This is a genomic window from Thermodesulfovibrionales bacterium (assembly GCA_035622735.1).
Classification (GTDB): domain Bacteria; phylum Nitrospirota; class Thermodesulfovibrionia; order Thermodesulfovibrionales; family UBA9159; genus DASPUT01.
On record DASPUT010000153.1, the window covers coordinates 1 to 10,263 of the forward strand.

Sequence of the window (10,263 nt, forward strand, 5' to 3'; positions counted from 1 at the left end):
GGCCTTTCTCCGAACTCCTCGCGAGACCCGGCAGGCCCGACATTCACCTCTATGACCACCACCCGCCTGCGAAGGACGACATTCGCGCTGAGATTGAGGTGGTCGAAGACGTCGGCGCGACGGCGACGTTATTCACGGAGATCCTCAAGTCACGGAAGATCCCCATCACCCCCATGGAAGCGACGGTCCTCTGTCTCGGCATCTATGAAGAGACGGGGGCTCTCCTTTTCCCGTCGACAACGGAAAGGGATCTGCTGGCCGCGGCGTTTCTCCTGAAACGGGGCGCGAGCCTGAAGATCGTATCGAGTTTCATACGGGCAGAGCTGAGCAAGGAAGAACTCGACCTGCTCAATGAACTGGTCCAATCATCCCGGGAGATCGAGGTCGACGGCACAAAGGTGAAGATCGTGAAGGCATCAAGGGAAGATTACGTCGGCGATGCGGCACACCTCGCGCACCGGATTATGGACATGGAAGATATCGACGGACTCATCCTCTTACTGAACATGCAGGGAAAGATACTCATGGTCGGACGGAGCAGGGTCGCCGAGCTTGACGTAGCAGAGGTGATGAAGAAGTTCGGGGGCGGGGGGCATCCCACGGCTGCATCGGCCACGGTGACGGAGGTCCCCCTCGAGCTTATAGAAGAGGAGATGTCGAAGACACTCCTTTCGTCCATGCGGCACGTCAAGAGCGCGCGGGATGTCATGACCGCCCCTGTCATAACGATACCGTGGAATGATTCGGTGAAATCGGCGGAGTCAATGATGACGAGATACGGGGTAAACGTGCTCCCGGTAGTGAAAGAGGGAATGTACAGGGGCATCATCTCCAGAGAGGTCGTAGAAAAGGCGATCTTCCACGGCTTTGGGAAAAGCAGCGCCACCGACTTCACCACCACCGATGCGTTGACAGTGAGCCCTGACGCTCCGGTGCGGGATGTGGAACGGTCGATGATAGAACAGAACCAGCGATTTATGCCCGTAGTGGAGAACGGAAAGATCATCGGCGCGATAACGAGAACGGACATCCTGAGGACCCTCTATGAGGATGTCCTCAAACGGAGCCGGTTGCCGGAACTCCCCTCGGGGGAAAAGCCGTCTATCGGAAGAAACCTCGCTCGCTGGCTCAAGGAGAAGTTTCCTGCCGAAGTTCATGCCATGCTCGCGCTTGCGGGGGAGGTGGCGGAAGACTTTGGCTTCAGCGCCTATCTCATCGGCGGTTCAGTCAGGGACCTCTTGCGTGGGCAGGAAAACCTCGATATCGACATCGTCATCGAGGGAGACGGAATCCGCTTCGCGGGCGAGTTCGCCCGGAGGCTCGGCGCCAGGCTGAGAACCCACGAACGGTTCGGGACTGCGCAGGTCTCTGCCGGCCCCCTCAAGGTTGACGTGGCAACGGCAAGAACCGAATATTACGAGTCTCCCGCTGCCCTCCCCAAGGTCGAGACGTCTTCCATAAAAAAAGACCTCTACAGGAGGGACTTCACCATCAACACCCTTGCCGTAAGGCTGAACCCGAAAGATTACGGCCTGCTCATCGATTTTTTCGGGGGACAGAGGGACCTGAGAGAAAAGACGATACGGGTCCTCCACAACCTGAGTTTTATCGAAGACCCGACCCGGGCGTTCAGGGCCGTACGATTCGCCGAGAGGTTCGGATTCAAACTCGGCAAGCACACCGAGAACCTCATGAAATCGGCTTTGCGGATGAACCTCTTTGATAGGCTCTCAGGGTCGCGCCTGTACGAGGAACTCCTTCTCATCTTCAACGAGACTGAGCCGGTGAAGGCGATCAAGAGGCTCTCCGAGTATCACCTCTTGAAAGTGATCCACGAGAACCTGACCTTTGATCCGAAACTCGAATCGAGGCTCCAGTCTCTGCACGATGCCCTTTCCTGGTTCACCCTCCTCTTCCTTGAGGAAAAGATCGATAAAGGCGCCCTTTACCTGATGGCGCTTCTTTCAGACCTCGGCGACACCGACCGGGAGACAAGCCTCGTCCGGCTCTCAACCCCTTCGAGGCTCAAGGAAAAGATCGAAAGGGGCATCCACGGCGCAAAAGAACTCATACTCCTGCTCCCGCTCCGCGATCCCGCCAGGATATATAAGGCATTGTTCACCCATGACATGGAGACCCTGCTCTTTGCCATGGCAATCTCTCCCGACGCCGACAAGAAGAAGGAGATCTCACGGTACCTTCTCGAATTAAGGAAGATAAAACCCGTTTTAAGAGGGGTCGACCTTAAGAGAATGGGGCTCGCCCCTGGGCCTTTCTATTCGAAAGTTCTCGACACCCTCTTGGAAGAAAGATTACGGGGCAACCTCGTGACGAAAGAAGACGAGGAGAGATTTGTCCGGCGGCGATACGTCTCTCCCTGCAAAGATTCCACCCCTCGCCAGACAGGTTAGCCCCGGTATTCCCACGTCTTCCCTTTTTCCAAGTCGAGCGCCTCGTCAACAGAACGCCCTTCCCGACATCTCTCAGCGGCTTCGGGATTTCTTTATGAACTCTTCTATCAGGATTTGCGCGTCTGGGGCGAGGTCAATGAACTTCACCCCATACTGGTTCAACTCCCCCTTTTTTTCCTCTACCCTCACTGCCTCTCCGTTCGCCGTTATCTGGTTTGTGTTGAGGAAGAAGGAACAGGTTATCCTGTCGCCTTTCGCCAGAACCTTGTCTGTCTCAAGGAGGATACCCGTAGTGCTGATGTTCTTGGAGGTGGAGAAGAAATAGCCGTCGCCGGCCCTCCCCTCAACAGAGACCCTGATGAGAACCCGCAGGCTCTCCCGCCTGCAGATGCTCAAGAGGTCGTTGACTTTCTGGAAGAGCACCTCGGGATTTACCGGCTTCGTCAGGCACGCATTTGCTCCGCAGGCCTCGCACCTTTCCCGTGCTGATTTCTTGTTGAAGCAGTAGATTATTATCGAAACCTTCTTGAGGGTTTCGTCACCCCTGATCGCGGTGCACATCCCATCCCCGCCCATTCCCCCCATCTCGAGGTCTGCGATTACGAGGTCCACTCTTTCATCCCTATGGATCCGAATCGCCTCTTCTGCGGACGTTGCGGTGAATATCATGACCTCGGGTCGCGAAAGAATATTCTTTATTTTCTCTCTTTCCGCCTTGAGATCATCTACGATAAGAATCTTTTTCATCGAAGATGATAATATCATCGGAACGGCGATTTTACAAGGCCGGGTTCCCTCATGAATCCTATAGGATTATCTTTCTGTAGACATGAGGTCATGTTTATGCTATAAATGATTTTGAGTGAAGATTATAATGTTCTTGAGAACCGGAAGTCATACGGCTCATTGGCGGACCGTCTTGACGCGAAGAACGATGGGTCAGCACTAAATATAAAAGGAGGAAGGTCTCATGGGAAAGGTTGCATTGATAGTCTGCATCATCGTCGCCCTCACGAGTAGTGCCTTTGGGGTAATGTCAGGAAAGGTCGTTGTATATGAAGGAAAGGGAATCGGAAAGGTTGTTTTCGACGGTACGGTTCACGCAGATAAGGGCCTCACCTGTGTCGACTGCCATCCATCTCCATTTCAGATGAAGACAGGCGGAGACGAGATAACCATGAAATCTATGAACAGTCACAAAACCTGCGGCGTCTGTCATGACGGTACAAAGGCTTTTAAGGCTGACGATCCGAATAATTGCGGGAAGTGTCATCAGAAACAGAAGTAGCTGATTTCGACCCAGTCGGCGAGTTAATCAAAGAGGGAGAGGACTCGGCGGTTTTCCTTTTTCGCATACGTAGCTTTTCTGCGCTTTCCGTTGGCTTAAGGTGCGCCGCTTGAGAGACGGCCCCGTGAACTCTTGGGTCTCCGTCTCCTTACCGACTCCCGTGGATGAGTCTGATGTTGCGCTGGATTACTTCTGAGAGCCCTGCTTCCTGTCACCACGAACCATCTGAACCACGCCGATGACGCCGACAACAATGACGGCAACACAGAAAACCACGATCAAGATCTTCGTGACCATCCCGATTCCTCCTCTGATAGTATTTGTTGGGCGATACGCCTCCAAAATAACGTTTTTGGGGGAATTTGTCAAACTGACCCGGCTCAATCGCACCTTGCCGGCCACATCGCTTCGGCGCGTCATGAAACTCATTTCAGACCGCGCTCAATAGGATGCAGCGGCCTCAGGGAGCATTCGGTGTTCGCCATAGCCGATACCCGCCGCCTGCCCTCTGTCCGTCTTCCGGCAAAGTACCAGAAGGAAAAAGAAAGAAGAATGTCATCTGTGACAATAGCCCCTTATTTTGATATAATGAGGCTCTGTTGAAATCATTGTCTTTTGCGTGGTGATCAAAATGAATGAGAGAAGTTCTATTTTAATCGTTGATGATGATGAAACCTTATTGCCCATGTTGAAGGAGGGGTTTTTGCTTCAAGGCTATAGTTGTGAAACAGCGAGAGATGCCGAGACTGCTCTTAACCTGGTCGATAAAACCCCGTTCGACATTTTGGTGACGGACATCGTCTTTCCCGGCATGAAAGGTATTGAGCTTATAGAGAAGGCAAGACGCCTGAGACCTGACATGGTGACGATCATTATGACCGGCTTTATCAACAAATACACCTATGACTCTGCAATCGAGGTAGGGGCATTGGACTTGATAAAGAAACCGTTCACCTTGAAAGAACTCATAGCAAGGATAGAGCACGCCAAGACGCTGAAGCACTTGCGCGATACCTCGCTCATCGATCAGCTCACCGGCCTTTACAACCGGCTCGGATTCTTCACGTTGACGGAACATCAGATAGCGCTGGCCAAACGGGAGAAGAGAGGGCTCGTAATGCTCTATGCCGACATGGACGATCTCAAGGGAATCAACGACCGGTGGGGGCGCCAGGAGGGCGACCGCGCATTAATCGATGCTGCGATAATGCTTCGGGCAACGTTTCGAAAATCCGACATCATCGCGCGCGTCGGAGGAGATGAGTTCGTGGCCCTGACGATAGGTGCTGCGGGAGACGATATCGATAAAATAGCCTCCCGCCTGAGGGCACATCTTGAGAATCTCAATGCAAGCAAAAACCGCAATTATAAACTGCTCATCAGTTTTTGTAAGTTGTGCTTCGACCCGGAAGGCACCCGTTCGCTTGACGAGCTGCTGTCTTATGGCGATACCATGATGCGCAAGAGGGAGTCTTAAGTCGGTCTCTCCTTTTCGGAATCCCGCAGCGCGACGAGAGGATTGAGGTACGTGACGGCCGGCTTCCCCGGAAGCTTATTGAGGCTCCCCACGGTAGGTGTCGCGGGGGCCTCAGGTTGTCTCCCTTACGGCAAGGGCAGGTGGAGCACCATGCCTTCACCGAGAATAAGATCGTCTATGTGTCCTGATGCCTTGCTCTCGCGAGAGACGAAGTGAATGTGGATTGCGTTCTCCATGCCCGATCCTTCCTTAATCGCAGGGGCGTATTGGGTAAGAAAGACCCCGGCGTGGTGCTCTGAATAGAAACCGACAATATCGACCGGTTCGTGCTTCGTGATGAAGGTTTCCTTTGACTTGAGGAAGAGTTCCCTCGTGATCGGCTTTCCTTCCGTCCGGTCGATGTTAATGTGCCACTTGATCTCAACTGGCCTCCCTGAGACCAGAAACGGAAAGGGCTTTGTCACATCGATTCCCGAAACCTGTGCCTCATCCTTGACGAACCGTTGTAGATCAACGTAGCCTTTCACCCTCTCGGGAACGGGAATATTCTTCCATCGAGACCCCTCGGTCCAGACGAGAAAGAAGGCGCCGTGGCCGAATGTGTTTATCATGATGAAATCCTTGTCCCGTACTTTGGTGATATACGGTTTAGAGTCGAAGATGGTGATCTCTCCGTCCAGCCCATCGACGGGTCCTATTGCATACAATCCGCTCCGCCCTGCCAAGTCTTCAAGCGACAGGACGCTCGCGGCCTTGCCGCTCACGAAAATATCCTTCTGGGCGCCGATGTATTCGACCATCCCCTCTCTTTTTGCCCCGACTATCCCCGCATATACCTGGACAAAAAGGACCCAGAGCACCGCCGTCACTGTGAGAACGATAATTGCAGATCGTCTTTTTTTCATTCTTTTATCTTCTTAATTATGTTGCAGCTCATTGCTACAGGCGAACAGACGTCGCTCGTAATGACCTCCAGGAAATTCCCCTGGCTTTCTTAGAAGACCGGCGTCGGTACCGAACCCCACCCGCTGCCCCGCGGAAGGTCTTTCACCTCCAGCAGCCGCATAGTATGCACGTCAACATCGACGAGAAACTGGGGTACGCGCAATGCATTAATCGAGAAGGGATTCGCAGGCGTAGTCCCTCCCGCGTTGTAGATCGATAGGAAAATGAGCCTCCGGACCACGCCATCCCCCCTCCCTGCACTGTTCTCATGCTGCGGGTGCATGCCGCCGTGCATGGCATGGTGCCCTTCGCGCAGGTGCCTGAAGGGATGGAATACCCAATCCGTGATCATGGGGATGGAGTGATGCTGTTCGTAAAGCCTCCAGTTCTCTCCGGTGTCTGCGATCATTCCCTGCATGATATAGTCGCGAGGGAGGAAATAGACAAGATACTGTTTGTCTTCCTGCATCCTCCGTCGGACTTCGTTCAAGGCCAGGAGGCCGTCCATGCGATGCTCCATCTTGAATCCGTCCTCCGGCAGGACCGCCACGGCGGTAACGTTCTGCGCTTTCGTCCAAAGCGTGAGGTGACTGACGGTATAGGCACGGAGCAGGAAGGCCGTGCCGATGACGATCGCCGTGATACCGAGGGCAACCGCCGCCTTTCCGATCGCTGATGATGGTGTCAGGAGGTTTTCGAGCCCTTTCGGCAGAAACATGCCGGTCTTTTTCATATACGGACCGTACGTCGTTCCATGACTCATCAGCATTCTGCGTTCTTCGTCTCTCGCGAGGAGATAATAGACAGCCGCCATAATGAGCCAGAGCACCACCGTCAAAAATCGCGGCCAGAGAATCGCGAGCCCCAAGCCCGCCAATGCGAGCGCAAGATACTGGGGATGCCGGACGGAGGAGTACAGGCCCGCGAGTACCGCCCCTTTTTTAGTAAACTTAGCCGTATAGATTTGGACCGCGCAGACCAAAAAGATCAGGATGCCGCAGACGAAGAGAACCGAACCCATGACCCGCACGAACCGCAGAAAGGCGTCCTGCGGCAAAACCATATGGGGCAGATAGAAAGCGCTGAGCCATCTCGTCGCCGGATATTTCGCCGTTTCGAGCAGAACGGGATTGAAGACGGAATAGAATAACCCGGCAAAGGGGCTTATCATAATCAGGACTTCGAGCGCGATGACAAAGTAGAGCAGAATCGCGCTATGCAAAATAGTCTTAGCCTTATCCATGGAAGACCTCCTTTGAAAACTATAAAGGACTCCGCGCGTGAGCATCATCTGGAGGGGTGGAACTAATGAGAATATCCTCCCCTGCCTCTTCTGCTTCAGGCCGCGGCCTATGATATCCTTCCGATTATGAGGAGAGAATCCGGAGGGGAGGTCTCAAGCGGGGCTCTAAATACACGTCTTTCACGTGCGCTGCTTTCGAAATGAACTCATCATTCACGAGGGGGAGAATCTGAAACGAAGTCTCCGGTTCACTGATCCGGATTACGAACGGATGATTGATACCGGATAGATCTTTCTTTACGTCGTTCCCCGTATTTGATTTCACAGGCTGTCGGTCTTCTTTCATAGGGCAGCATTGACAGACAGACGAATGAGGAGAAAGGAAGGCCGTTTTTCCGGCCCAACCATGGGGACAGGTATTCTGCGTCGTAATCGCAAGAGCCGCAAGCAATACGACAAATCGCATCCCTGACATCACGGTATATAATAAAACGTCAAGAGAAAAATACACAAGCCGGAAAAGGGGTGCGAGCAGAGGCGTTTCAATTGGTGATCAGCCTGAACTTTCCGGTCTTCGGATCGACCTGCAGGTCATCGACCTCTTCGATATCGAACGACACGTTTTCCATTTCCTTTTGGCTTAAGATCTCCTGCAACTTCTTTCGAATCTCCCGAAACGTTCCCTCCCGCTCCCCTTGGCCCAGGCCTTTTTCGAGGCATGCCCTGAATAGAAAAGACGACCCGGTCAGGCGCCGAATCTGAAAGCGGCGCAGGTTCCTGACATGGAACTCGACGATGATGATGGGACAGATGAAATCTTCGCTGCCGTGACGGTTCGTAAAGACGAGCGCCTGTTCCATCCGGCCGATGAGGGCATTAATCCTCGTGTAAGGGAGGCTCCAGTCGGCATCGGGCATGGGTTCAAGGACGTCCTCCATGCGGTAGCGGATGAGCGGCAGGGTGCTGTTGAAGAGATTCGTGACGCAGGTATGATCGGGGTGCAGTTCGAAGATTAAATCGTCTTCGAGCAGACACATTCCGCGGTGGAGCGGGTGCGTCATGGCCATGAGCATGTGTTCTGTGCTGGCATAGAGGTCGAGCAAAGGAACGCGGAAGACCTTTTCTATAACACTGCGCGTCTCCGGGTCGAGCGGCTCGCCGCCGGTATCGGTAAACGATGGAGAGATCCTGAGGTCTCCGGCAAGCTGCTTCCGGGCGAGCATGAGAAGACCCGAGGGATAGCCGCTCAGGATATCCGGCTGGAGGGTATTGAGACGGTCGATTACGGGCTGCAATGGAGCATTGATCTCGAAGACCTCGGCCTGGTAAAGGGGCTTCAGCAATGAGCGCCGGCATGTGAGGAGAAGAGAGACGCCTGCAAAGTGCCCCTGCGTCGCTCCAAAGTATGCAGCCTTTCGCCGCCGGAGCGAGAACGGATGGACCCTCGCAAACTGCGCATACCCTCGTGACCAGTCGTCCTCCGAATAGACAAAATATCCGACCTCCCCTGAAGACCCGGACGTGTGGAGGACGACGAATTTCCCTTTGTAGAGTTCAATAGGATCTCTGGACCGCGAGAGAAACTCTGAGATGCCCTCTTTCGTGATTGCCGGTGTGGTGACGATGTCGTCGAAATGCTCCATGAGAGTCCGTTTCGTCAGGACGGGGAAGTCTTCCGGGACGCAGGTATCGGCTTCAATGCCCCGCTCCTTCATGATCCGCGCGTAATATGGCGATCGCTTCTCTACGAATCGGAGGAACCGGCGGAATCTTCTGAGCCGCCGCTCAGAGAACTCCTTCTGCTTCAGGCGCTCGTTCCTCCGGAATTCAAAGTATTTTGCAAAGAGTACCGGAATGTTCATGCGCACCTCTCCTCCGGGGAAAAGCCTTCCTTACCCGCACACGTTTCACCTATAGGGCTTGCCGGCATGACCGGTTATTACCATAATAACGGGGAAGGAAGATTATCTCAATCGCGGCCAGCAGCACTTCACGAGCGATTAGCCTGTTATCGGTCTCTTTATCTCATCGAGCCTGGTCAATGCGTAAGCAGCGAGACTCGCGAGGTGGGGGGTCGCTAACGCCATGGTACGTAAGGAAGAAAATTAGTGCCTCCAGCAGATGTCGAACCTGCGGAACCGGGTTCTTGATACCCGATTAACTGACTTTACCATTGCTTAGAAACACCGAATAATTGGGTATCCTGAGTATTTAGGGAAGTTATGCTCAGTGAATCGCTCTATTTATCTGCATTGGGATTATTCCGTTTTTTTGGGGGCAGTAATATAGGATAGCCGTCAGAGTCCATACCTTCCGCTCATACAAGTCTTTCCAGCGGGGTCTCTTCTCTTTCTCTTTCTAACCCCGGCTGTTTCCCTACCAGCTTCTCTCTTTTCCCCTGCCCATTACCCTCGCGATGGGTGAGCACATTGCACTGCAGATCACTGATAGTATTCCTCAGTAATGTATTCTCCTCTTTCAGATTCCCATTCTCTTCAAGCACCTTTTCGTGCCTTTTTCGTGGAACAAATCCCATGGTTATATAAAAGTCGATCAGCTTCTCGAATATCTCGGGTGCTTTGGGAATAAAGAAATTCGAGCCATGAGCCAAACTCCAATAATTCTTCGCAGCCACGATGCCTTCTGCCTGCATATTCCTAAAAAATTCGAGGAACCCTATTTTGAAGAGAGGCATCCTGAAAAGATCCTCGACATGCTTGATCACTTCTTCCTGGAACATCATTCCCCCCTTTCGGCTGAAATTATTCTTCTTGGAGTCCTTTATCTGAGCAGCCTTCAAAATAAAAGACCGAGCATACCAAAGAAATGTTATCCTTCGGCAGCTCGGCCATGCCGACTCACTCGGCACCCGCCGCTTTCCGCCCCCTTCTCACGGAGG

8 protein-coding genes are annotated in these 10,263 nt (G+C 53.2%); 3 read left to right on the forward strand and 5 right to left on the reverse strand.

The window, feature by feature from the left end:
* Positions 1 to 2,411: CBS domain-containing protein (locus tag VEI96_08160; GenBank protein HXX57960.1), on the forward strand; the 2,411-nt coding region annotated here is incomplete at its 5' end.
* A 72-nt stretch (positions 2,412 to 2,483) separates the two neighbouring features.
* Here the strand turns inward: VEI96_08160 and VEI96_08165 are convergent.
* Positions 2,484 to 3,158, reverse strand: a complete 675-nt coding sequence (locus VEI96_08165) for a response regulator (GenBank protein HXX57961.1) — start codon at positions 3,156 to 3,158, stop codon at positions 2,484 to 2,486.
* A 223-nt stretch (positions 3,159 to 3,381) separates the two neighbouring features.
* Between VEI96_08165 and VEI96_08170 the strand changes: the two genes are divergently transcribed.
* Together VEI96_08170 and VEI96_08175 are read left to right on the forward strand one after the other, a co-directional pair.
* Complete coding sequence (locus tag VEI96_08170) at positions 3,382 to 3,699, forward strand: c(7)-type cytochrome triheme domain-containing protein (protein HXX57962.1); 318 nt, start codon at positions 3,382 to 3,384, stop codon at positions 3,697 to 3,699.
* A gap of 631 nt (positions 3,700 to 4,330) precedes the next feature.
* Positions 4,331 to 5,176, forward strand: coding sequence for a diguanylate cyclase (locus tag VEI96_08175; GenBank protein ID HXX57963.1), 846 nt, complete (start codon positions 4,331 to 4,333; stop codon positions 5,174 to 5,176).
* Positions 5,177 to 5,301: 125 nt separating this feature from the next.
* Here the strand turns inward: VEI96_08175 and VEI96_08180 are convergent, their stop codons facing one another.
* The 4 genes from VEI96_08180 to VEI96_08195 all read right to left on the reverse strand — a co-directional run bounded on the left by VEI96_08180 (position 5,302) and on the right by VEI96_08195 (position 9,999).
* Positions 5,302 to 6,081 carry a hypothetical protein gene (locus VEI96_08180; protein HXX57964.1) on the reverse strand — a complete coding sequence of 260 codons (780 nt, stop codon included), beginning with the start codon at positions 6,079 to 6,081 and terminating at the stop codon, positions 5,302 to 5,304.
* 89 nt (positions 6,082 to 6,170) lie between these two features.
* Positions 6,171 to 7,364: a methyltransferase gene (locus tag VEI96_08185; GenBank protein HXX57965.1), complete on the reverse strand. Its 1,194-nt coding sequence runs from the start codon at positions 7,362 to 7,364 to the stop codon at positions 6,171 to 6,173.
* Between the two features lie 542 nt (positions 7,365 to 7,906).
* Complete coding sequence (locus VEI96_08190; protein HXX57966.1) at positions 7,907 to 9,226, reverse strand: hypothetical protein; 1,320 nt, start codon at positions 9,224 to 9,226, stop codon at positions 7,907 to 7,909.
* A 455-nt stretch (positions 9,227 to 9,681) separates the two neighbouring features.
* Positions 9,682 to 9,999 carry a hypothetical protein gene (locus VEI96_08195; GenBank protein ID HXX57967.1) on the reverse strand — a complete coding sequence of 106 codons (318 nt, stop codon included), beginning with the start codon at positions 9,997 to 9,999 and terminating at the stop codon, positions 9,682 to 9,684.
* Between the last annotated feature and the right edge of the window lie 264 nt (positions 10,000 to 10,263).

Bases quoted from the DNA above. Each gene is read 5' to 3' on its own strand.
- VEI96_08190 (HXX57966.1), bottom strand. From the start codon at position 9,226: ATGAACATTCCGGTACTCTTTGCAAAATACTTTGAATTCCGGAGGAAC.
- VEI96_08170 (HXX57962.1), top strand. From the start codon at position 3,382: ATGGGAAAGGTTGCATTGATAGTCTGCATCATCGTCGCCCTCACGAGT.
- VEI96_08180 (HXX57964.1), bottom strand. From the start codon at position 6,081: ATGAAAAAAAGACGATCTGCAATTATCGTTCTCACAGTGACGGCGGTG.
- VEI96_08175 (HXX57963.1), top strand. From the start codon at position 4,331: ATGAATGAGAGAAGTTCTATTTTAATCGTTGATGATGATGAAACCTTA.
- VEI96_08165 (HXX57961.1), bottom strand. From the start codon at position 3,158: ATGAAAAAGATTCTTATCGTAGATGATCTCAAGGCGGAAAGAGAGAAA.
- VEI96_08185 (HXX57965.1), bottom strand. From the start codon at position 7,364: ATGGATAAGGCTAAGACTATTTTGCATAGCGCGATTCTGCTCTACTTT.